Below are 22,730 nucleotides of genomic sequence, written 5' to 3'. Positions count from 1 at the left end.
GGGAGCAGACGAGACGGGCGATCTGGCACCCGGGAGCAAGTGCTCGGCTTCAGCGGGTCCATGATGGACCCGCGAACGACATCAACTACCCGCGATCGTGTCGACCGGCTTGAAATCGCCGTGCTGGACCTTGTAGATGGTCACGGGCGCGTCCTTGAGGTCGCCGGTCGAATCATACGAAATGGTTGCAGCCGACACGCCTTTGATCGACAGCTTGTCGAGGTACGGCCCATAGACCTTCGGATCGGTCGAGTTCGCGTCCTTCATCGCGGTGAGAAGCGCCATCGTACCGTCGTACGAGTACGGCGAGTACGTGATCGGGTCTTCACCGAAACGCGCCTTGTAGCGCGTGGCGTAGCTGGCGAAGCCGGGCATCTTCTCCTTAGGCAGGCCGCCCATGTACACGATCGCGCCTTCGGCCGCGCTGCCGCCAATTTTGAGGAAGGTGGGCGAGCGCGACATTTCGCCGGTCACGAACGCCGCCTTGATGCCGAGCTGGCGCATCTTGCGGATCATCGGCGACGATTGGGCGTCGCCGCCGCCGTAGAACACGGCATCCGGATTGAGGCCCTTCAGGTTGGTCAGGATTGCAGAGAAGTCCAGCGCCTTGTCGTTCGTGTAGTCGCGCTTGACCACCGTGCCGCCGGCGGCCTCGACGGCCTTCGCGAACTCGTCGGCAATGCCCTGGCCGTATGCGGTGCGGTCGTCGATGATCGCAATGCGCTTGTAGTGCAGCGTCTTCACGACATAGGAGCCGACGATGCGGCCGGCCTGCGCGTCGCTCGTCAGCAGGCGAAACGTCGTCTTGTAGCCGCGTGCCGTATACACCGGCGAGGTCGCCATCGAGATTTGCGGCAGGCCGGCGCGGTTGTACAGATCCGAGGCGGGAATGCTGGTGCCCGAGTTGAAGTGGCCGATGATGCCGCTGACGCCGTCGTCGATCAGACGTTGCGCCACCACCGTTCCCGTGTGCGGGTCAGCCTGGTCGTCCTGCGCGTCGAGTTCGAACGAGACAGGCTTGCCGGCGATGGTGGGATGGGTGGCGTTGAAATCGTTGATGGCCAGCTGCACGCCCTTCTGCATGTCAGTGCCATAGTTCGACTGCGCGCCCGTGAGCGGCGCGGCGAAACCAATCTTGACGACATCGGCGTGCGCGGCGGCACATGAAAATGCCCAGGCGACTACAAGTGCGGAGTGCGTTACCTTCAATTTCACTTTTCACTTCCCCTCAGGTGCAATTTGGGCAATGCCGGACGCTCCGTGCTGCCGTGCCGGCGAGTGCGATATGGAGTTGTTGCGGAGCACGCCTGTGGGTTTCGCGTTGCCGCGTAACGTGGCGGGATCGGCGATTGCAGTCTAGGTAGCGAAAATCAGCGCGTCTTGCTCGATTGACGTGCGACTCGTGACGATTTCTGCATAGTGGCCGGCAGGGGATGCAGACCAGGGTGCGCACGGGTAGCGGCCGCGCGCAAGCCGTGCGTAGTAGCGGGTGGTGCAATCGGCACAGCGCGGCAGCGCGCGCCCGCGCTCGTCAAGGCGCGATCGTATAACGCAGGATCCGGTCGCGCGACTGCTCGAGCAGGCGCGTCATCGCAGCCGCCGCAGCGTCGGCTTCGCGCGCGACGATGTGCCGGCGCACGGCATCGTGGAGTTCGAGGTCTTCGCTGGGCTTCGCGGCCTGGCGCTGCATCATTTCCGACGACACGCGCAGCGCGGCCTTGATGGCGTTGCCGATCGTGATGAACATGCCGTTCTGCGAGGCCGTGATGATGGCGAGATGGAACTCGAGATTCGCGTCGGCGGCCGCGCGTATGTCCGAGGCGCCATGCTGGGCAGACTGGCTGTAGGCGCTTGCCAGTTCCAGGTAGCGGCGCTCGATGATCTGGAAGGTCTCTTCCTTGCCGTGGCGCGCGGCGAGAAAGCTCGCGCGCGGCTCGAAGCAGATGCGCATTTCGAAAATGTCCTCGACGATCTTCGAGTCGAACTGCGCATTGAGGCGCCACGCGAGCACATCGCGGTCGAGCAGGTTCCAGTCGGAGAAGGGCAGGACACGTGTGCCGATCTTGGGCGAAACGGCAATCAGCCGTTTGCCCGCCAACTGCTTGATCGCTTCGCGCAGCGTGGTGCGGCTCACGCCGTATGCGCTGCACAGTTCGCTTTCGACCGGTAGCGCGTCGCCGGGCGCAAACTCGCCCGAGACCACGCGCATGCCGATAATCTTGGCGATCTGCGTTGTTATATTGCCAACGATCGGTTCGCGCTCGAACATCACTTCCCCTTCATGGACGTCGTGCACAGCGTGTCCGTGCTGTGTTATCGGGCGGTCGTCACAATCACGTTCCACGAGCCCGGTTTGAGCTTCGCGCGCACGCGTTCCCCCTCGACCGACACGGCGCTGTTGACTGCAGGCGCCACCGTCGTCGGCGCCTCCACCGTGTTCACCGCTTTCATGTTGGCATGATACAACTCGAGCGCGTGATCGAGCGTACGTTCCTTGCCGAGTCCGCGCAGTTCGATATCGAGTTCCATTTCGTCGCTCAGGTGGCGATTGAGCGCGAAGAGGGTCGTCGTGCCCGTGGCGCGATCGTCCACCACCGCTGCGCAGAGATAGGGGATCTCCGGGAAAGTTTCGGCTTCGTAAGTGGGTGAATCGATCACCGGTTTGAGCACGCGGCCGTGGCCGAATTTCGAGGCCTGCGCGAACGGATGGAAGATGGTCTGGCGCCACGCGCGGCCGCCGGGCTCCGTCATGATCGGCCCGATCACGTTGACGAGTTGCGCGAGACAGGCGGTTTTCACGCGGTCCGAATTGTTCATCATGGTGATGAGCGCGCCACCCACCACGAGCGCGTCCTCGTGGTTGTAGACCTCCTCGATGAGCCGCGGCGCCTCGGGCCAGCCCGGCTTGCGCAGGTCGTTGATGGTGCGCGCCTTGTACCAGACATTCCATTCGTCGAATGAAAGCATGATGCGTTTGGACGAATGCTTGCGCGCGGCCACGCTGTCCGCCACCGAGACGATTTCCTTGATGAACAGATCCATCACCTCGATGTTGCCGAAGAATTCCGCGGTCGAGTCGCGCCGGTTCTCGAAGTAAGTATGTAGCGAAATGAAATCGACCTGCTCGAAGCAATGATCGAGCACGCGGTCCTCCCACGTGCCGTAGGTAGGCATTTCGTGCGTGGAGGAGCCGCACGCGGCGAGTTGAATGGTGGGGTCGACCGAGCGCATGAGCTTGGCCGTTTCGAGCGCGGCGCGTCCGTATTCTTCGGCAGTCTTGCGGCAGATCTGCCACGGGCCGTCCATTTCATTGCCGAGACACCAGAACTTGATGTCGTGAGGCTGTTCATGGCCGTGCTCGCGGCGCAGGTCGGAGAGCGCCGTGCCGCCCGGATGATTGCAGTATTCGACGAAGCGGCGCGCCTCGTCGGGGCCGCGCGTGCCGAGGTTCACGCCGTACATGGGTTCGATGTCGAGCGAACGGCACCATTCGATGAATTCGTTCGTGCCGAACTGATTGGTTTCGGTGGAGTACCACGCAAGATCGAGGCGGCGCGGGCGTTTTTCGCGCGGACCCACGCCGTCTTCCCAGTTGTAGCCCGAGAGGAAATTGCCGCCTGGGTAACGCACGATCGTCGGGCCGAGTTCGCGCGTGAGCGCCATCACGTCCTTGCGGTAGCCGCGCTCGTCGGCGTCCGGATGGCCCGGCTCGAAAATGCCGGTGTAGACACAGCGGCCCATGTGCTCGACGAAGACGCCGAAGAGGCGCCGGTCGAGCTCGGAAATGACGAAGTCGCGGTCGACGATGAGGCGGGAAGCGATCATGGTGTTCCTCTATCCATCCTGTAGCTATATGTAGTGAGGCGGCCGCGCCGGGCGGGCGCGGACCTCCGGTGGCGTTATCGCGCGAGCAGGGCGTTGGTGCGTTGCTCGGCTTCCTTCTGGACGTCGGCAACCGACTTGCCCGTCGAGAGCATGTTGCTGATCTCTTCGCCCACGATCTGCTGGATTGCGAACTGGCGCGGCACCGTGTTCGGCAGCGCGTAACCGGTGGTCGAGATTTCCTTGATTTCCGCGCGATGCGGCAGCGCGTTGAACGTGGCGCTCGTGATGATCGACTGGCGCGCGGGCAGATGGCCGGTGCGCGCCCAGTCGCCGTCGTGGTCGTAAAGGAACTTGAGGAACACGAGCGCGGCGTGGCGCGTCTTTTCGTCCTTCGCGCCGCCCTTGAGCATGACCCACGAGTGGCCGTCGGCCCACACCGCCTTCTTCTGATACAGATTCGGGAACGGCACCACGTCGTAGCCGTTGGCGAGCGGGGAATCGGGCTTCTTCGCGAGATTCGTGAAGTCCTCGATCATCCACGTGCCGACCATGAGCACGCCGGCCTTGCCGTTCTCGAACGCCTGGTTGGCCGCGCCATAGTCGAGCCCCGGCGTGACGTCGCCCGCCTTCATGAGCTTGTCGTAGAGCGTGAGCGCGTTGGCGGCGGCCGGCGTGTGCATGTCGATCTTCGTCGGGCCGGCGGGGAACAGCGTGCCGTTTTGCTGATAGACCCAGGTGTCGAACGTGCGCGTTTGCGCGGCCGATTCATTGGCGATCGGCACGGCGAAGTAGGGCAGACCCGTCTTGTCCTTGAACTGCTTCGCCTGCGCAAGCAGTTCGTCGGGTGTCTTCGGCAGGATGGGCTTGCCGCTCGCGTCGACGAGTCCCGCCTTCTTGAACAGGTTGACGTTGATGTGCCAGAGCCACGAATGGGTGTCGAACGGCAGCGCATAGGTCTTACCGCCGAACGTCACGGCGCGGTGGGCCTGGGGCGTGAAATCATTGGTGTCCACGCCGACCGACTTGAAGCCGTCGTCGAGCGGCTCGACCAGATTGCGCTTCACGTAGTCGCCCAGGACCGCCTCGTGCATGACCGAGATGGTCGGCACGTCGCGGCTCAGAATGCGCGCGTCGATCTGCGTGTAGTAGGGGGCCCACTCGATGATCTGCGGCTTGACGACGATGTCTTCCTTATTCGTCGCGTTGAACTGGTTCACGAGCGTCGTGATGATGCCGCATTCGCCAGAGGCCTGGCTCACGTCGTTGACCTTGCCGTATTCGGCGTCACAGGCGCCGAAAAAGCGCGATAGCGTGATTTCCGTTTTGGCCTGGGCCGGCGCCGTCAAGGTCGCCGCAAGGCCGAGCGCAGCCAGCGTGAGGACGCCGCGTGTCAACGATCTTCTCATGTCTCTCTCCTGTGCGAGACCCCGCTGGCACGCTGATCACGCGCTCCCAGTGGATCACTTTGTTTGTACTGCGAATCAAGGGTGACCGGTCGATGTGTGATTCGGGGTCACCGCCTACCGAACTGCGGTGCCGGCTACGGCCGCCACGATGTACTTCTGGAAGAACAGATACAGCACGAAGATGGGCAAGCCGGCAAAGACGGCCTGCGCCATGAGGTAGCCGATGCCCTCGGACTGCGCGAAATTGCCTTGCGTGGAGGCGAGCCCGATCGTCAGCGTGTACATCTCGGGCTTGGACGCAGAGACGAGCGGCCAGAGATAGTCGTTCCACGCACTGAGAAACGTGAAGATGGCGAGCGTTGCCTGCGCCGGCAGCGAAAGTGGCAGCACGACGCGCCAGAACACCTTGAAGCGCGAGGCATTGTCGAGCAAGGCGGCCTCCTCGATCTCGATGGGCACGGCCTTGAAGTACTGCGTCATGAGATACACGCCGAACGGTGAGGCAAGGCGCGGCAGGATCAGCGCGCCGTAGGTGTTGTGCCAGTCGAGCGTGGCGAAGATATGGTGAAGAGGAATGACGAGCGCCTGCTCGGGCACCGCGAGTCCGCACAGGCAAAGCACATAGATGTAGCGCTTGCCGGGAAACTCGGTGCGCGCGAAGCCATAGCCCGCGAGTGAGGCGATCACGAGCGTAAGCAGCGTCTGCCCGATCGAAACGATGAGGCTGTTGACGAGCCACCCGCCCACCGCCGAGGTGTTGAGGATGTTCGTGTAGTTCTGCAGCGTGAAGGGCGGCGAAAAGAGCACGTCGGTGTGCCGTTCGAGAAACGCATTGGGCTTGAACGAGAGGCACAGCACCCAGACGAGCGGCGTGATCCAGAAAAGCGCGAGCACGACCACGGCGCCCAGCATCAGGCGGTCGCCCATGCGGCCCGTCAGCGAGCCGCGCGAGCGGGTATCGAAAGCGAGCGTGCTCATGCCTTCTCCTTCTTGCGCAGAAGCCAGGCTTGCGCAACCACGCCGATCAGCATCAGCGCGAACAGCACTTGCGCCGCCGCTGCGGAATAGCCGAACGACCATTGGCGGAAGCCGGTTTCGTAGATGAATTGCACGAGCGGGCGCGTGGAATTGTTGGGGCCGCCGTCCGTGAGCAACTGGGCCTGGCCGAACAACTGAAACTGCAGCACCGCCTCGATCACCGCCACGAGCGCGACGGTGCGCCAGATGGAAGGCAGCGTGATCTTCGTGAACGTGCGCCAGCGAGAAGCGCTGTCGAGCGCCGCGGCTTCGTAAAGCTCCTGCGGAATCTGCTGGAGCGCGGCGAGGAACAGCATCATCGGCAGGCCCATGATCCACCAGACCGTGACGACGGCGATGGCGGGCAGCGCGGTGGCCTCGTGCATCAGCGGAACGAATTCCGGCAAATGGAGCGCGTGGCTCAGGTCGGCGAGCAGGCCGTTGCCGGGCATCATCACGAGCTTCCAGACCAGCGTGACGATTGTGACCGATAACACGGAAGAGCCGAAAAAGAGTGCGCGCAGCGCGGCGCCGAAGCGCCCGGGCCGGTTCAGCACCAGCGCGAGCGCGAGGCCGAGCAGCACGAACACAGGAACCGTGAGAATGACGAAGTAGAACGTGTTGCGCAGGGCGCCGCGGAAGATCGGGTCGAGGGTGAGATCGAGATAGTTGCGAATGCCGATGAATTCGCTCGTGCCCGCGAGCAGGTCAACGCGCTGCAGGCTGAGCCACCAGCCAAAGCACAACGGCACGATCAGCAACAGCACGTAGACGATCACGAACGGCAGCACGAACAGCGCGTTGGACCACGGCGCGCGCAGGTTGCGCCGGCGGCCCTCGCGCGTTTGCCGCAGCGGCATGGCGAGCGAGCGGTTAGAGGCCATGCCAGGCCTTGCCGGTTTCATCGAATACATGCAGGTGCGCCGCGTCGAGACTCATGCGGATGGTGTCGCCCGTCTCGATTTCGAGTTCACGTGCGCGCGGCAACTCCGCCACGAGCAATTGACCGTTGGGCATGCTCACATGCGCGAGCGAGCGGTCGCCCAGCCGTTCGATGACTTCGGCACGGCCGACCAGCGCCCCTTGCGGGTCCAGCAGCACGTGTTCGGCGCGCACGCCCAGCGTGAGCTTGCCCGCCGGTAAGCTCGCCGCGGCGATCGCGGTGGGCGCCTCTACGCCGACGAACGGCAGGGCGACGATCAGCCGGCCGCCGTTGTCGCCAACACGCTCGACATCGATAAAGTTCATCGCGGGCGTGCCGATAAAGCCCGCGACGAAGCGCGTGGCGGGCCGCTTGTAGATGTCGAGCGGTGCGCCGATCTGCTCGATGCGCCCGCGGTTCATGACGACGATGCGCGTGGCGAGCGTCATGGCTTCCACCTGATCGTGCGTGACGAACACCATGGTGGAGTGCAGGCGCTGATGGATGCGCGCAAGCTCGAGGCGCGTGCGGGTGCGCAACGCGGCGTCGAGGTTGGAGAGCGGCTCGTCGAAGAGAAATGCTTCGGGTTCCTTGACGACGGCGCGGCCGATGGCGACGCGCTGGCGCTGGCCGCCCGAAAGCTGGGCAGGACGGCGCTGCAGCAGCGCGCCGAGTTCGAGCATGCGCGCGGCCTCGTTGATGCGCTGGTCGACTTCGCCCGCGCTCACGCCCGTATTGCGCAGGCCGAACGCCATGTTGTCGTACACGGTCATGTGCGGGTAGAGCGCGTAGTGCTGGAACACCATCGCCACGCCGCGCTTGCCGGGCGGCTGGTCGTTCACGCGCCGCTCGCCAATGCTGATCTGGCCGTCGCTCACGGATTCGAGCCCAGCGATCATGCGCAGCAAGGTGGATTTCCCGCAGCCCGAAGGGCCGAGGAAGACAAGGAATTCACCGGACTGAATGTCGAGGTCGAGGCCGGTGATCACCTCGGTTTCGCCATACCGCTTCGTTACGCCGCTCAGTCGGATGCCCGTCACGGTGCCTCCTGTGGAGTAGTCTCGTACCGCCGCTTTTAGTGCGTTGATATTATGAAAAGAGTGACGTCCTAACCCATTCGTGTAAACACTTAATCATTCGACATCCCAAATAATGGGTTTTATGCGTATTGCGTCAAATGGGGATGGCGATTGCGCGGGGCGTAATGAAAAGGAATGCCTGGCGCTCGCGTATCGCGTGCGCGTGGAATGCGCAATGCGTTAGCGGGACAAAAAAATACCCGCACGAGGCGGGCAAGAGGTTTGAGGAGACACTAAGAGAGGACGCGGGGGGCACCCTCGATGCAAACTGTAGCGCTTGCCGCGGCAGTCCACACCTATCAGAACGGGGAGGGCTAGCGAAGTGTCAGCGTGACTGGCAAGGCAACGCGGAAAAGCAGACCGCGCGACGATTATTTGGGAATGCTGAGCTCATTGATCCGGAAACGGGATCTTTCTGGCTATCATCAGCGCGGTGCCGGCTCTCCCCGCTGACATCGTTTTTGCAGCGTTTTCACCCATTGAGCCAAAAGTGCGCCGTACTCAGTGCGACGAAACATATATCGCATCTGCAAACGGCTCTGGAATCGCAAAGCTTGCGCGCATACGCTTCGTTTCCGCCGCAGGCGTCAGGCCAAAGAGTCTTTTGAACTCCCTGCTGAACTGGGACGCGCTTGTGTAACCCACCGCGAGGCTCGCCGCCTCGGCGGTCAGGTCCTGGCGGACCATCAACAGGCGAGCCTGATGCAAACGCGTCGACTTGACGTACTGCATCGGCGAAACCTGGGTGATCGCCTTGAAGTGGCTATGGAAGCTCGGAACGCTCATGCCCGCTTCCTGCGCCAACTGCATCACGTCCAGCGACTGTGCATAGCCGGCATGGATAAGACGTAGCGATTTGCCTATGCGGCCGAACTGACCGCGCATCGCCAAAGCCTCGCGCATCGAGCTGCCTTGTGCGCCTGTGAGCACGCGGAAATAGAGTTCGCGTAGCAGGCACGGGCCCAATACCGCGGCTTCGAGAGGTCGATGCATCGCTTCGAGCAAGCGCTGCACAGAGGCCTGCATCGCGTCATCCATCGGCGTCGACATCATGCTTTGAGGCGCTTGCACGCGCTCCGCTCCGCCTTCGCGATCGATCTGTACTGCCAGTTCCGCGGCCAGCGTGAAATCGAGGTGCAAGTAGAGCGCAAGCAATGGCCGCTGCCCGGTCGCATCGGTTTCCATGCTGAATGGAACTGGCACGGACACGGCGAGATAGTGCTGTTCATCGTACAGGTAGAGATGGTTGCCGAAATAGCCTCGCTTGCGCCCCTGACAAACGATCACGATGCCGGGGTCGTAGAGCACCGGCGTGCGTGACAATGGCCGGTTCGAGCGCAGGATACGCACGCCTGGCAGCGCGGTGAGGTTGTAGCCCTCCTCGGGCGCCAACGCGCGAAGCAACGCAACGATGCGCTTGCGGCTGCGCGACGAGGGGTCAGGATTGGGGGTGGAGGCCCGGTTCGTGCTCATAGTTTTAGGCAAGAAAAATAGCGGAATTTCGCTTGGTTCGCTCCGCGCTTCAGACTAGTATGCACTCACCAGACAACGTTCGGGAGATGCTTCAATGGAGTCCAGCAAAATTCTGCTCATCACTGGCGTGAGCAGCGGCTTTGGTCGCGCGCTTGCGCAAGAGGCGCTGGCGGCAGGTCACAAAGTCGTCGGTACCGTGAGAAGTGTCGAGGCGAAGCGCGAGTTCGAGTCTCTCTCTGCAAATGCCGCATTCGCACGCGTGCTCGATGTGACCGACTTCGATGCGATCGACGGCAACGTCGAGGAAATCGAGGCGAGCGTCGGACCGGTCGACGTGTTGGTCAACAACGCTGGCTACGGGCACGAAGGCGTCATGGAAGAATCGCCCCTCGCCGAAATGCGCAGACAGTTCGACGTCAATGTGTTTGGCGCGGTCGCCATGATGAAGGCGGTTCTGCCTTTCATGCGTTCGCGCAGGCGCGGCCACATTCTGAACATTACGTCGATGGGCGGCTATATCACCATGCCGGGCATCAGTTACTACTGCGGGAGCAAGTTCGCCCTGGAGGGTATCTCCGAGGCGCTTGGCAAAGAGGTCAAGGCCTTGGGTATCGCCGTGACAGCCGTTGCGCCTGGCTCCTTCCGCACCGACTGGGCCGGTCGCTCGATGCAACGAACGCCGCGTTCGATCCCGGATTACGACGCGATTTTCGACCCCATCCGCAAAGCGCGTGAGGAGAAGAGCGGCAAACAATTGGGCGATCCCCAAAAGGCAGCGCGCGCGATGCTCGCCGCTATTGCCGCGGACCACCCGCCCGCGCATCTCCTGCTCGGTAGCGATGCACTGGGGCTCGTGCGGGACAAGCTGTCGGCGTTGCAAGACGAAATCCGTGCCTGGGAGAGCGTGACGGTCTCGACTGATGGCTGAGGATCGCGGGCGTATCCGATCTTCTCATCCTGCATGAGACTGCTGGCACTCCGTTGCAAACCAATGGTCGATTCGGTGCTGCGCCGCCTGAAGATCCTCGGGGTAGTACGGGTCGTTCCACGGTGACGGGTCGTAGCCCGCCTTCCTCAACGCCGCAACCTCGCTTTGGTGTTGCGCTATCGTGGGAGGCGCGTTGCTCCTGAGCGTGGCCAGATCACGGCACTCCGTTGCGCTCAGATGTGGCCCGCTTTGTGGCACGCCGCCGGCGGCGCATCCCGCCAGCAGGAGCGACAGCGCAGTCAGCGTCAGGCGGCTTTTCGGCAGGCTTTCCATAGCGCATCTCCACGCGTGTGATTGGCGCGACGAGCGGTGCGCTCCCGCCCGTCGCGCGTGATTTCCGCGTTTATTTTGCCTTAGACCAGTCGCCGGGAGAGGCGCAGTAGAAATCGAAGAAGGCCGGGAACCAGTGAAACGCGAGGCGCCTGGTTCACGCGATCGCCGCTCCCTGTATCGCCTCGACGAGCTCCGCGTTGCTGTGGGCGCGGCCCGCGATGCCCCAGGAGCCGTCCGCGGCATAAACGATGTTGGTCCAGATGTGATCCCGCCTCAGGCGCCCACCGGCCGCCTGTTCGAGGATCGCGGTCGCCTTTTCGGTGAAAGCCTGTTTGGCCTCGGGCGTCGCCAGCGCGATCTGCGGCAGCGTGAGTTCGACGAACGCGGCGGCGGCAGGCTTGCCGGCCGAAAACACGCGTGCGGCCGGTATGACGTTCAGCGTTCCGATCACATTGGGCGTCATGAACGCGTTGCCTTCGAGCTGCGCGACGCTCAACAGCGCCTGCGTCAAGGCGGCGAACGTACGGGCTTCGGCCTCGGTGGACAGCACTCCTTCGGATACGGTCAGCGTGATAGGCATGTCAGATCCTCATGTGTCAGTGACTGCGGTTAGTGGTATATATGTAGCGACTGCTCTCTATGTATAGACACTGATCGCTCTTTAAGCAAGAAAAAAGAGCGATCGCTCCGAATGCGAGATGCCGATGCGTTACACCGCCGAGCACAAGATCGAAACCCGCAAACGCATCGTCGATGCAGCGAGCCGGCTGTTCCGGCGCGACGGCTACGGCGGCTCCGGCATCGACGGCCTGACGAAGGAGGCGGGCGTCACCAATGGCGCGTTCTACGGACACTTCAGATCGAAGGGCGAGGCGTTCCGCACGGTGGTTCTGGCTGGCATGGAACAGTTGCGGCTCGCCGTCGCCGATCTGAAAGCGAGCCACGGCAAACGCTGGCTCAAGACGTTCATTGGGTTCTATCTGGGCCCGAAGCGCACTTGCGACATCGGCGAAAGCTGCGCGCTGCCGAGCTTTTCGCCCGAGATGGTGCGCGCCGACGGCGAGACTCGCGAAGCCTATGAGGCGGAGCTGCGCCGCTTGATCGAGGAGGTCTCGGCGGGGCTGCCCGACGAGGCCGGCGCGGCGCGCGACGACAAGGCGATCGCGCTGCTTGCGATGTTGTCGGGCGGAGTCACGCTGGCGCGGGCGGTGCCGGATCCGGCGCTGTCGAAGCGGATCGCCGACGCTGTCGAGCGCTCGGCGGTTGCGCTGACTTCGGTGCCGCGCAGGCAAGGGTGAGGGGGCGCGGAAACGGTTATTGCCGACACGGATCGACACGTTGTTCCATGGACATGAGCGGGCTGCTGCTCAATATCTTGCCTCCGCTCGTGCTCGTTTCCGCGGATTCTCCGGATGCCAGGTCGTTGAGTGCGCCCTCGAATTGATCAGGATAGCGACAGAATCAGTCCGGCCTGGCGCTGCGGCGATGGCGGGCAGCCTCGCGAATATTGTGCTTGTGAACATTCTGCGCGCGCATCTTGCTGCCAGCTCGGGGCCCACCGGCTGGCTGGGCGCGTTGTCGGATCCAGGGATCGGCTCCGCGCTAAAGATGGTGCATGGGGACATGGCTCGTCGGTGGAAGGTGGACGAACTGGCGTCGAAGGTCGGCATGTCACGCACCGCCTTCATCGAGCGCTTCAAAGACCTCGTGGGATTGCCTCCATTGGAATATCTGATTCGCTGGCGCATGACGATCGCGAGAGATGCCTTGAAGACGGGCAACGATCATCTCGCGAGCATCGCCGCCGCCGTGGGCTACGCATCGGAGACCACTTTCAGTTCGACTTCAAAAGGATGTTTGGTCGAAGCCCTGGCCGGTATCGCTCGCAAGCGCGGGGCTTGAATGCATCCGGGAGGCTGGCTCCTTGCGTCGATAGCGGCCTGCGTCATGGCCGAAGCCGCGGCGCGGTCCGACCGAGCGAGTGAGTCTTCGTCATTTCGCCTGGACATGGCCCGCGAGCCACCTTGCAATCGGTTTCCAGTTTTCGCGCAGGGCCCGCTGGCCCATGAAGAGCCCGATATGCCCACCGTTCGCAACGGCTTCGAATATCTCCTGCGGGTTCGTGCCCACTAGCGATTTCGCGGCGAACACCTGAGCCTTCGGCGTAATCTGGTCATGCTCGCCCGCCAGCAGGTAAGTGGGGCATGTGATGTCGTGCAGGTCGAGTGTCTTGCCAAGCGCCACAAATTCGCCCCTCGCGAGGCGGTTCTGTTTGAACAGCTGGTCGATCACCTGCAGGTACCATGTGCCCGGAAGGTCAAGCGTGTATTCGTACCAGCGTTCGAACTGCTCGAACCGCCGCACGTAGTCCGGGTCGTCGATGCGCTCGTAGAGTTCGACGAACTTGTCGAAGTATTGCGCGACCGGGTGGAGGTTCTTGAATCCTTCGAGCATGTAGCGGCCCTGGAGGAGCCCGTCACCGGACTGGACGAGATCCTCGTAAAAGCGCATGGGCAGCGTATGCGCCGCCAGTTTGATCGCGCCGTCGCCCGCATCGGTGTCGATCGGCGCGCCGGCGATCACGAGACGCACAACTTTCCCCGGGAAGCGTGCGGCATACATGGCCGCGCACCACCCGCCCTGACAAAGACCCACTAGCTGGACACGGTTGCCCAGTTCGTGCACGCACAGATCGATCTCGGCGAGATAGTTGCCGATGTTGTAGAACCGCATCTCAGGCGTCGCACTGCGCCAGTCGGCGGCGTACACGCTCGAGCAGCCGTTGGCGAGCAACGTTGCGATCAGGCTCTGGTGCGCCTGAAAATCCGCGATCGTCGATGAGTGTCCTGCGTATGGGGGAAGCACGAGCACCGGTGTCCCGGTGCCTTGCGAGAACTCGCGCAAGGCCAGGGTCGGCAGGTCGAGAGCGACCCGATTCCTGGTGGTCCATTGCGGCGGCTCGTTGCCTGCCTGGGTCTTTTCGACTTCGCGCAGGAATCGAACCGTTTTATCCACGGTTTGCAGTGCCGTTTCTTCAAGCTCGAGCGCGAGGCCAAAAGGCCAGAAGAGCGGAACGCCGACCTCGGGATACGGGTGCGCTTGCTGGATCTTTTCTCGCATATCAAAGCCTGTCCGGTCCCGGCGTCGTTCCACGCATGCGCGCAAATCGTGTGCCGCTGGACTCGGGGGGATCCGCACCCGACAGCGCGGAGTGTCTTGCGATCATGAAAGGATTCGCGTGTGACGTCCGTCGTGCACGCGGCTGCCGATCATGACGAGGAACCAGGGCAAACGGTTCGCAAACTCATCGCCTGGACGGGTGCCAACGCGTCGCTATGGTTCGATGTGGCAACCGCCCTTGGTCATCTGACCGGCCCGTTGGGGGTCAGGATCGGTGGTTCAATACCGCCCGTATCCACCGCGAAGCCGCCCCAGGGACCCGAACCGGGACTCGGGCCGATGTCACCCGGCGGGCTGTACTCGCTGCTGACTGGTATGGCGGCTGCCGTAGCGCGAGAGCCGGTCCCCGTGCCATTGACGCCTGGCGGGCCGTAGCCGGTATCCGAGGTAGCCGTCGCCGAGGCGTTGGTGCTGCCGCCCGTACCCGTTACCCTCGGTTGGCTGTAAGTGGCCGGCGCGGCGCGCGCTATGGAATTTGCACCTGGCGCGGTCCGGGGCACCGCCGCGACCACGTTCTGCCTCATGCGCAACTGGGCGAACCTGCTTCCCAGGACGCTGGCCGATGCCACGCCGGGGCCGCCTGCACTCGCGTTGCCGCCGCCGGCGCCTCCACCTGAGCTTCCTGCGCCGGAGCTTCCTGCGCCGTGACCGCCACTTCCCGAACCCGCACCACTGCCCCCGGAACCAGAGCCGCTGCCACCGGAACCGCCACCGGAACCGGCACCAGCACCAGCACCGGCACCAGCACCGGCACCGCCACCCGAACCCGCGCCAGCGCCGCCGCCGGACCCGGCACCGACACCAGCACCGGCACCGGCACCGGCACCGGCACCGGCACCACCGGAGCCGGAACCGCTGCCCCCCGAGCCCGCACCGTTGCCTCCTGCCCCGGCACCATTGCCCCCGGAGCCCGCACCTGCACCCGCACCGTTGCCACCCACACCCGCGCCGACGCCCGCACCGGCGCCCGCACCGTTGCCACCCACACCTGCACCGACGCCCGCGCCGACGCCTGCGCCGTTGCCACCCACACCTGCACCGACGCCCGCACCGACGCCCGCACCGTGGCCGCCATTGCCATTGCCATTGCCGTTGCCGTTGCCGTTGCCACCCGCACCCGCACCCGCACCCGCACCCGCACCGTGGCCGCCGCCGTTGCCACCCGCGCCCCCACCCCCACCGTGGCCGCCACCGCCACCGTTGCCGCCCGCCGCCCCATAAGCCGCACCGGACAGCGCTAAAACCACCACCCATGTCGCCGTGTGTTTCGTCGCTCGGTTCATCGTCCGCCCCTTTCCTCGTACAAACCGCTTCGAAAGTGCGCCGGTGCAGCGCTCAAATTCTGCGCGTACGCCAACAGCCGCCTCGCGCATACGATGTGCCACGATGAGCAGGGGAATCGATTCTAGTAAGGAGAACTACGAACAAAGTGTTGCATCGCCCGATGCAGCCGGGGTCACCCTGGCGTTCCCTGTGCGGTTGCGCGATTTCGCCGACGGCATTTTGAAGAATCGGCATCGTCAAAGTCTCCAGGCGTCATGTACGCATCCGGCCACACGTCATGCGTGGAATCCATGTCGAGCGCCAGACTTGAATAAGAGTCTTTATCAACCGCCAGGTAAGCATGATCCGTGCGCACAATCCAGAGAACAGAGAAGAGGAACTCGTGGATGCGAGCCACCGAATTCCTCGGGATTCATCGCGTCAGTTGATGCATACCGTACCGGTACTGCCGTCCCGATCAGCGCCTGGCTTTCCCGCTTTGCGCAAATTCGCGGATGCGCGTGGCCAGCGCCGGTATGCCAGCATTGCGGGCCACGTAGTGGGAAAGCTGGCGTGTGGCCAGATCGACGGTCACCTGATCGTCGGGCGCCTTGGTATACGGCCCGTCGACGGCAGCGTGATATTCGATGCGCAACTGGGTGTCGTCCGCGACGATGCGCAAATACCCGTAGTTCTGGTCGTCGTAGTTCTCGATGACCACGGCATCGGTGCTGTTCGTTGCGGCCTGGATCAGCTGCGGCGCACGAAGCGGCGGCTGTCCGTTGGTGGTCAGTCGCTGCACGTTGTGTCCGCCGTTGCCGCACACGATGTACGGAATGTGGGTGCCGTCCGGACGTGTGCGCGTAAAGCGCTGATAGTTGTGCGCGTGCCCCGCGAGATCGGCATGGGGCCATACGCCCACCTCTGCGCAGATCGCATCGATCTGCTGCTGCATCTCGACACTCCAGCCGTGACGTCCGCGCGCGACATAGGGCGGATGATGATGCGCGAACAGCAATGCGCCCGTGTAGCCTTCCTTTTTCACCCGCGTCAACGCTGCCTTGAGGAATTTCAGCTGGCTCTTGCCGATGTCGCTGTTCGAGATCACGCCAGGATCTTCGAGCGTATTGCTATACAACGCGATGATGCGCACGAACGGCGCTTCGAATGTAAAGAAGACGCCAGGTTGAATTTGCGCAGTACGTGAAAGGTTGCCGGCATCGGGCGAGACCTGAAAGCAGTCGGAGCAGAAGTTTCGCAGAAACGCCTGCAGACTCTTTTCATGCTGCAAAGGCGAGATCATTCCGTCATGATTGCCGGCGACGGCGAGGATCGGCGCGTGATAGTCGCGATAGGGCTCGTAGAACTGGTCGTAGTAGTACTGCGCTTCGCCGAAGCTGTAGACGATGTCGCCCAGCAGAAAGTTGAATTGCGGCACTTCGGCAGGATCGGTTTCGTCGAAGTCGCTGACCATCTTGTCGGAGACTTCGTTCTGCGTTTTCGGTCCGCGGGTGCTGCCGCAGTCGCCCGTCGAGTGAAAAACGATCTGTCTGTTCGTGTTGATCTGGTTGAGGATGGCCGGATCGTTGTCGATCACGTCCGCGAGTGTCAGGCGGGGCTCGACGCCGCCGCGCGGCGCAGGAAACGGAAGGGCCTTGAGTTTGTGCTCGCGGTTGAGTTCGTCGATCATCCTGTAGGCCGCCACATCGGATGCGTGCCTGACGATGAAGGTTTGCGGATCTGGCGTAGGCTGCGGCTGCGAGAAGACGGGGGCGGCGAGAACGCGGCTGCTGCCGCTGCCATTGCTGGCTGACGTTCGAACTGAGCGCTTCTTTGGCATGTTCTATTTCCTCCAATCGCGGTTAAGAAAGCAGGACCGCGTTTGACCGACGCGATCCCCTGCCGAATGCTCCGGGTGAGACGGTAGCTTGCGGGAGAGGTTCAGTCGCAGTCGTTGCAGGTCGTAACAGGCTTTTTTTTCTCCGTTTATACTCACTTTCGCCTGAATGGCTCACGCCCAGGTCCCACGCTGCACGCCGAGAATAAAACCCACGACATCAGTCGACAACACGGCACGCGATTTACGTTTCGCAACCGCGGTTCTTACATAACGGGTGGGACCTATTATGCTAAATCGTGCTTTTGGCGCAGTGATTTCATCGTTGCTCGTGGCCGGGGCGGCCGCTGCGCCCGTCATCGCGCATGCCGACGACAGCTTCGCGCAGGACGACGGCGCGTCGCATGGCCGTGCGGTCAAGGTGATGATCATTTCGATGTTCGGTCCGGAAGGCCAGGTGTGGCTGGATCATCTCGGCCCGTGGCAGGACATCACCGTCGCGGGTCTGTCCCCCGATTACCCGGCCGTGCACTGCAACCGCCAGGATGTCTGCGTGATGACGACAGGCATGGGGCACGCGAACGCCGCCGCGTCGATCATGGCGCTCACGTTCTCGCCGCGTTTCGATCTGCGTCATACGTACTTCATGGTGGCGGGCATCGCCGGTATCGATCCGCTTCAGGGGACCGTCGGTTCCGCTGCGTGGGCGAACTGGCTCGTCGATTTCGGCATTCAGTGGGAGATCGACGGACGCGAAATTCCGGCGGGCTGGAACACCGGCTATCTCGGCATCAACACGACGGGCCCGACGCAGAAGCCGCCGCTCGACTATCGCACCGAAGTGTTCCAGCTGAACCCCGCGCTCACGAACGCGGCATTCGCACTGTCACGCAATGTGACACTGACCGACGACGCCCAGGCGCAGGCTGCTCGCGCGAAATACAGCTATGCGCCCGCAAACCGTCCGCCGACCGTGATCCAGTGCGACACGCTGGCGGGCGATACCTGGTGGTCGGGCACCGACCTCGGCGAGCGAGCGCGCCAATGGACGAAGATCCTGACCGACGGCAAGGGCACCTATTGCACGACGCAGCAGGAAGACAACGCCACCTTCGAGGCGCTGACACGCGCGGCGAACGTGCATCGCGTCGACCTGAGCCGTGTCGCGGTGCTGCGCGCCGGCTCGGACTTCGACCGGCCGTATGCGGGCCAGTCGAGTGCGGACAATCTGCTTAACTACGCGTCGCAAGGCGGCTTCACGATCGCGATCGACAATCTGTTCCTCGCGGGCAATCCGCTGGTGCAGGACATCGTCACGCATTGGGGCGAGTGGCGCAACGGCGTACCGCAGCGGTAACGCATTTGCGGTGCGGTGAGGCGGACCGGGTGCCGGCCCGCACACGCGTCGAGTGTGTGCACCATTGAGTTCATGTGCGGCCTCGTGGGCGGTGGTCGCGTGTAAGCCAGCACAGACGGATGGTGGTCTTGCGGTGCCGGCGTGCCGTGTCACGGGATCTGTCCGATCCTTCCCAGTTCCCAACGTTGTTCAACTTTTCCTGGCGTTCTTTCGGATGCCTTTCTATTGTCGCGTCACAACCCGCCGGGAATATTCGAAGTGCCTTCTCGTTTACGCAGGACGCGAGTCGCGCGAAGCAACGCTGCGCGACCCGTCATGATCGATCCGGTCGATCGTGCGCGCAGGAGGTGTCAAATGGAAACTTGCGTTCGTTCTCCGCATTCAGTTCATCCACTGGCTTCGACGGGCTGGCGAAAGCGCCACGTGCATCCCGCTTTGGGCGTCGAACTGCGTGTGGAACCGCTCACGTCGCTAGCGAGCCCCCTACCGAAAATAGAGGAGGTTGACCCATCGCGATTCTGATTGCGCGTTTGCACAATGAAGACGTCGCGTGCGTGAAAAGGGTTCATCGTGAACGGTTTCACCAGTTGGAGCCTGTCGCTCCTTGATCGCCGCGGCACACGGAATACGGACTTCAGCGCTCACCGCCGATACGACGCATTTTCTCGACGCGGCGCAGGAGTGGCAGCCATGACAAAGTTACTCGTCAGCCATGCAGCATGTCATCACTGGCTGTTCTGTGGCTGGGCACTCGCATTCGTATTGCTGGCGTTGTTGCCGGCGACCATCGCACACGCGCTGCCGATCTTCGCGCGCCAAACCGGCCAGAGTTGTGTGGCTTGCCACGCCGGGGGACAATTTCCCGAGCTCACGCCTTATGGGCGAATGTTCAAGCTCACCGGCTATACGCTGGGCGAACGCACGATCCCGATTGCCGCAATGGCAATCGGCGATCTGAGTCAGACGCGAGTCAATACTGACGCGAGCGGCAACACCATCAACACCAAGAATGGTCTCCCGATTTTCGACTTTGCGAGCATCTTCCTTGCCGGAAAGATCACCGACAAGATTGGTGCCTTTACGCAGTTCACCTACACGAACTACGACCATCAGAATGGCACAACGAACAAATGGGAAGGCCACTGGGCATCCGACAATACAGACTTCCGGTTCGTGGACCGGATCATGGGCGAAGCGAACGACCTGATCCTCGGAGTCACGCTGCACAACAACCCAACCGTGCAGGATGTCTGGAATTCCGCGCCGGCATGGGGTTATCCGTACATTTCATCGACGATCAGTCCGGTTGCCAGGATCCCCAATCTTCCCGTTATCGAAGGCAGTCTGGCGTCGCAGGTGGCAGGCATCGGCGGCTACCTGTACTGGAACAAGATGGTCTACGCCGAACTGACCGCGTACAGCACGGCCGATGGCATCTGGTCGTTCATGAGTCACGGTAACCGGGAAGGCAACGCGGCTCACCCGCAAATATATCTGCGCGGTTACAACCCGTATGCGCGCATCGCCCTGACGCGGGACTGGGGACCCCATAGCGCAATGGTCGGCGCGTTCCTGTTGAACGTGAACATCTATCCGAACGACTCCAACCAGTTCCCGATCTTTACGCAGGGCGTGACGCGCTTCCGCGACTACGGCGTGGACGCGCAGTACGAGTACCTGCTCGAACCGCACACGATCACCGCGCAAGCCCGCTATGTGCGTGAGAACGTCCACGATCCGAACAATCTGGTCCTGAGCGATAGCGCGTCGGGGAATCTCGACTCGTTGAGGATCAAGGCGTCGTATGTGTATCAGGCCAGGTACGGGTTCAGTCTGTCGTTTTTCAATACGACGGGCAGTCCAGACAGCACAGCCTACGCGGCCAGCGCGAACTTCCACCCGAATACCCAGGGATGGATGCCGGAAATATTCTGGATACCGAATCAACGCATCCGGATAGGTATTCAGTACACGCACTACACCAAGTTTCTCGGAGCCACGTCGAACTACGACGGCGCCGGACGCAACGCGAGAGACAACGACACGCTTTTCATCTATGTGTGGGCTGCTTCATGGTGATGTCCTGTGGTTACAGAGCACCGCAAAGGCTGCAGCAAGGAGGTTGTTGCCATGAACAAAGTGACGCATATCGTCTCCATTGGGATGCTGCTGTGCGGGTCGGCGTGTCAGGACCTCGAGCATTCGCGACAGGTCGACAACCCGCAGGTGCGCGGAAAGACCATCGCCTTGCAGGTGTGCTCGAACTGCCATGGTGTGAACGGTGTCTCGGTATCGCCTACGTTTCCGAAGCTCGCCGGGCAGCGCAAGGAATATCTGGTCGATCAACTGACGGACTTCAAGAGTCATTCGCGCGCCGACCCGAACGCGCAGCGCTTTATGTGGGGATTCACCCATTTGACCGACGCGCAGATCGACGAGCTCGCCACGTACTTCTCGAGTCAACCCGCGGTCCTCGGTGAAGCGAGCGATCTCGCGCTCATCAACGAAGGCAGCGCAATCTATCATTCGGGTCTGCCGGACAAGGGCGTCTCGGCGTGCATGGCGTGCCATGGACAGCATGGCGAAGGGATAAATCAGTTTCCCCGGCTTGCGGGCCAGCACGCGGACTACGTCATGAAGCAGCTCAAGGTCTTCCAGCAAACGGATACCCGGCCTCGTGGCGCGGCGATGAAGGCGGTGTGCGCCAACATGTCGGATCGGGACATGCGTGCCGTCGCGGCGTACGTCGAGGTGTTTCCGCCGGAAGGGGAGGCGTCCGCTGGTGCGCCAGACGATCGATGAGCCAGCAGGCGCGCAGCCCCCGATCCTTCGACGTCGTCTTTGAACAGCGAATGTCATGAAATCATCCTCACCGTCTTCCGATGCCGCGGTGGCGACTCCAGCGGCACGACATCGGCCTCGACCCACGTGGCGCGCGGATCAAGCGAGCCTGCTGTCCGACGAGCGCTCCTTTGCGAGGCGCCTCGGCGCATTCGACTGGCTGTTTGCCCTCGCGATGCTTGCAGGCGCAGGCTTTGCCTTGTCACGCTACCAGGCGTACATGAGTGCCTATGACCGGCTGGTGCTGGTGTGCTCCGTGCCGGCTTTCGTCATGCTCGGCTGGCGCTGGAAGCCCGTGCGACTGCTGATCGCCGCAATCGCAGCGCTGTCGCTGTTCGCGATCCAGCTTTACCAGGGCGACCTGGGGCGCGCCGACAGCACGTTCTTCCTCAAGTATTGCCTTTCCAGCCAGTCGGCCATTCTCTGGATGAGCGTGTTTTTCGTGCTGGCCACGCTGTTCTACTGGCTGGGCATGCTGTCGCGCTCGCCGTCGGGCGGCGCGATTGGCTCGAAGCTGACGTGGGCCGCGGTACTGATGGGCTTCGTCGGGATGATGGTGCGCTGGTATGAGTCGTACCTGATCGGCGCGGATGTCGGCCATATTCCGATTTCGAATCTATATGAAGTGTTCGTGCTGTTCAGCCTGATCACGGCACTTTTCTACCTGTACTACGAGGAGCACTACGAGACGCGCTCGCTCGGCGCCTTCGTGTCGCTCGTGATCAGCGCGGCGGTCGGGTTCCTGATGTGGTACTCGATCGCGCGCGACGCGCAGCAGATCCAGCCGCTGGTGCCGGCGCTGCAGAGCTGGTGGATGAAGATTCACGTCCCGGCCAACTTCATCGGCTACGGCAGTTTTGCGCTGTCGGCGATGGTTGGCGTGGCATACCTGCTGAAGGAGCGGGGCGTGCTGGCGGACCGGCTGCCGACGCTCGATGTGCTCGACGACGTGATGTACAAGTCGACCGCTGTCGGCTTTGGGTTCTTCACCATTGCGACGATTCTCGGTGCGCTGTGGGCTGCCGAGGCGTGGGGCGGCTACTGGAGCTGGGATCCGAAGGAAACGTGGGCGCTGATCGTCTGGCTGAACTATGCGGCCTGGCTGCATATGCGGATGATGAAGGGGTTGCGGGGCCATGCTGCCGCGTGGTGGGCGCTCACGGGCCTGCTGGTCACCACCTTCGCATTCCTGGGGGTGAACATGTTCCTGTCCGGGTTGCACAGCTATGGCCGCCTGTGAGGATAACGAAGGAATGCGATAGCGCATGA

General features: G+C 62.7%; 20 protein-coding genes. 8 read left to right on the top strand and 12 right to left on the bottom strand.

What is annotated here, in order from left to right; genetic code table 11:
* Positions 1 to 81 precede the first annotated feature (81 nt).
* From AB4Y35_RS25880 to AB4Y35_RS25845, 8 genes are all read right to left on the bottom strand, one after another.
* On the bottom strand, positions 82 to 1,215 hold the full coding sequence (locus tag AB4Y35_RS25880; RefSeq protein ID WP_368706564.1) for a branched-chain amino acid ABC transporter substrate-binding protein: 1,134 nt from the start codon (positions 1,213 to 1,215) through the stop codon (positions 82 to 84).
* Positions 1,216 to 1,531: 316 nt separating this feature from the next.
* Positions 1,532 to 2,296: a FadR/GntR family transcriptional regulator gene (locus AB4Y35_RS25875; RefSeq protein WP_342924890.1), complete on the bottom strand. Its 765-nt coding sequence runs from the start codon at positions 2,294 to 2,296 to the stop codon at positions 1,532 to 1,534.
* 17 nt (positions 2,297 to 2,313) lie between these two features.
* Entirely contained in the window at positions 2,314 to 3,825 is a 1,512-nt protein-coding gene (locus tag AB4Y35_RS25870; RefSeq protein WP_368706563.1) for an alpha-N-arabinofuranosidase, read from the bottom strand.
* 74 nt (positions 3,826 to 3,899) lie between these two features.
* Positions 3,900 to 5,231 carry an extracellular solute-binding protein gene (locus tag AB4Y35_RS25865; protein ID WP_368706562.1) on the bottom strand — a complete coding sequence of 444 codons (1,332 nt, stop codon included), beginning with the start codon at positions 5,229 to 5,231 and terminating at the stop codon, positions 3,900 to 3,902.
* A 114-nt stretch (positions 5,232 to 5,345) separates the two neighbouring features.
* Positions 5,346 to 6,209 (bottom strand): carbohydrate ABC transporter permease, encoded by an 864-nt coding sequence (locus tag AB4Y35_RS25860; RefSeq protein ID WP_342924893.1) that lies wholly within the window; start codon positions 6,207 to 6,209, stop codon positions 5,346 to 5,348.
* Positions 6,206 to 7,132, bottom strand: coding sequence for a carbohydrate ABC transporter permease (locus AB4Y35_RS25855; protein WP_368706561.1), 927 nt, complete (start codon positions 7,130 to 7,132; stop codon positions 6,206 to 6,208). The genes AB4Y35_RS25860 and AB4Y35_RS25855 overlap by 4 nt, the downstream gene beginning before the upstream one ends.
* Positions 7,122 to 8,210 carry an ABC transporter ATP-binding protein gene (locus tag AB4Y35_RS25850; protein WP_368706560.1) on the bottom strand — a complete coding sequence of 363 codons (1,089 nt, stop codon included), beginning with the start codon at positions 8,208 to 8,210 and terminating at the stop codon, positions 7,122 to 7,124. The genes AB4Y35_RS25855 and AB4Y35_RS25850 overlap by 11 nt, the downstream gene beginning before the upstream one ends.
* A gap of 540 nt (positions 8,211 to 8,750) precedes the next feature.
* Entirely contained in the window at positions 8,751 to 9,722 is a 972-nt protein-coding gene (locus tag AB4Y35_RS25845; RefSeq protein ID WP_368706559.1) for an AraC family transcriptional regulator N-terminal domain-containing protein, read from the bottom strand.
* Positions 9,723 to 9,816: 94 nt separating this feature from the next.
* On the opposite strand from AB4Y35_RS25845, the gene AB4Y35_RS25840 reads away from it, so the two are divergent.
* Positions 9,817 to 10,650 (top strand): oxidoreductase, encoded by an 834-nt coding sequence (locus tag AB4Y35_RS25840; protein ID WP_368706558.1) that lies wholly within the window; start codon positions 9,817 to 9,819, stop codon positions 10,648 to 10,650.
* A 24-nt stretch (positions 10,651 to 10,674) separates the two neighbouring features.
* Here AB4Y35_RS25840 and AB4Y35_RS25835 read toward each other — a convergent pair whose 3' ends face one another.
* Positions 10,675 to 10,983 carry a DUF4148 domain-containing protein gene (locus AB4Y35_RS25835; protein WP_368706557.1) on the bottom strand — a complete coding sequence of 103 codons (309 nt, stop codon included), beginning with the start codon at positions 10,981 to 10,983 and terminating at the stop codon, positions 10,675 to 10,677.
* 154 nt (positions 10,984 to 11,137) lie between these two features.
* Positions 11,138 to 11,563 (bottom strand): 4-oxalocrotonate tautomerase family protein, encoded by a 426-nt coding sequence (locus AB4Y35_RS25830; protein WP_368706556.1) that lies wholly within the window; start codon positions 11,561 to 11,563, stop codon positions 11,138 to 11,140.
* A 124-nt stretch (positions 11,564 to 11,687) separates the two neighbouring features.
* Between AB4Y35_RS25830 and AB4Y35_RS25825 the strand changes: the two genes are divergently transcribed.
* Positions 11,688 to 12,281 carry a TetR/AcrR family transcriptional regulator gene (locus AB4Y35_RS25825; protein ID WP_368706555.1) on the top strand — a complete coding sequence of 198 codons (594 nt, stop codon included), beginning with the start codon at positions 11,688 to 11,690 and terminating at the stop codon, positions 12,279 to 12,281.
* A 187-nt stretch (positions 12,282 to 12,468) separates the two neighbouring features.
* On the top strand, positions 12,469 to 12,885 hold the full coding sequence (locus AB4Y35_RS25820) for a helix-turn-helix transcriptional regulator (RefSeq protein WP_368706554.1): 417 nt from the start codon (positions 12,469 to 12,471) through the stop codon (positions 12,883 to 12,885).
* 90 nt (positions 12,886 to 12,975) lie between these two features.
* On the opposite strand, the gene AB4Y35_RS25815 is transcribed toward AB4Y35_RS25820, so the two are convergent.
* The gene (locus AB4Y35_RS25815) at positions 12,976 to 14,148 is read right to left on the bottom strand and encodes an alpha/beta fold hydrolase (RefSeq protein ID WP_368706553.1); all 1,173 of its coding nucleotides are present in this window, start codon (positions 14,146 to 14,148) and stop codon (positions 12,976 to 12,978) included.
* A 659-nt stretch (positions 14,149 to 14,807) separates the two neighbouring features.
* Between AB4Y35_RS25815 and AB4Y35_RS25810 the strand changes: the two genes are divergently transcribed.
* A complete protein-coding gene (locus AB4Y35_RS25810; RefSeq protein WP_368706552.1) occupies positions 14,808 to 15,404 on the top strand; it encodes a hypothetical protein in 597 nt (198 codons plus the stop codon).
* A 500-nt stretch (positions 15,405 to 15,904) separates the two neighbouring features.
* On the opposite strand, the gene AB4Y35_RS25805 is transcribed toward AB4Y35_RS25810, so the two are convergent.
* The gene (locus AB4Y35_RS25805; protein ID WP_368706551.1) at positions 15,905 to 17,266 is read right to left on the bottom strand and encodes a metallophosphoesterase; all 1,362 of its coding nucleotides are present in this window, start codon (positions 17,264 to 17,266) and stop codon (positions 15,905 to 15,907) included.
* Positions 17,267 to 17,552: 286 nt separating this feature from the next.
* Between AB4Y35_RS25805 and AB4Y35_RS25800 the strand changes: the two genes are divergently transcribed.
* The 4 genes from AB4Y35_RS25800 (at position 17,553) to ccsB (ending at position 22,701) form a co-directional block, all read left to right on the top strand.
* Complete coding sequence (locus AB4Y35_RS25800; protein WP_368706550.1) at positions 17,553 to 18,620, top strand: purine nucleoside permease; 1,068 nt, start codon at positions 17,553 to 17,555, stop codon at positions 18,618 to 18,620.
* A gap of 570 nt (positions 18,621 to 19,190) precedes the next feature.
* Positions 19,191 to 20,699: a cytochrome C gene (locus AB4Y35_RS25795; RefSeq protein WP_368688923.1), complete on the top strand. Its 1,509-nt coding sequence runs from the start codon at positions 19,191 to 19,193 to the stop codon at positions 20,697 to 20,699.
* A gap of 51 nt (positions 20,700 to 20,750) precedes the next feature.
* Positions 20,751 to 21,422 (top strand): cytochrome c, encoded by a 672-nt coding sequence (locus tag AB4Y35_RS25790; protein ID WP_368706549.1) that lies wholly within the window; start codon positions 20,751 to 20,753, stop codon positions 21,420 to 21,422.
* 55 nt (positions 21,423 to 21,477) lie between these two features.
* Positions 21,478 to 22,701, top strand: coding sequence for a c-type cytochrome biogenesis protein CcsB (gene ccsB / locus AB4Y35_RS25785; protein WP_368706548.1), 1,224 nt, complete (start codon positions 21,478 to 21,480; stop codon positions 22,699 to 22,701).
* Positions 22,702 to 22,730: the final 29 nt, after the last annotated feature.

This window comes from Paraburkholderia sp. EG286A (assembly GCF_040965375.1).
Lineage (GTDB): Bacteria > Pseudomonadota > Gammaproteobacteria > Burkholderiales > Burkholderiaceae > Paraburkholderia.
The sequence above is the reverse complement of the archived record's forward strand: the minus strand, read 5'-3'. Positions and strand labels throughout refer to the sequence as shown.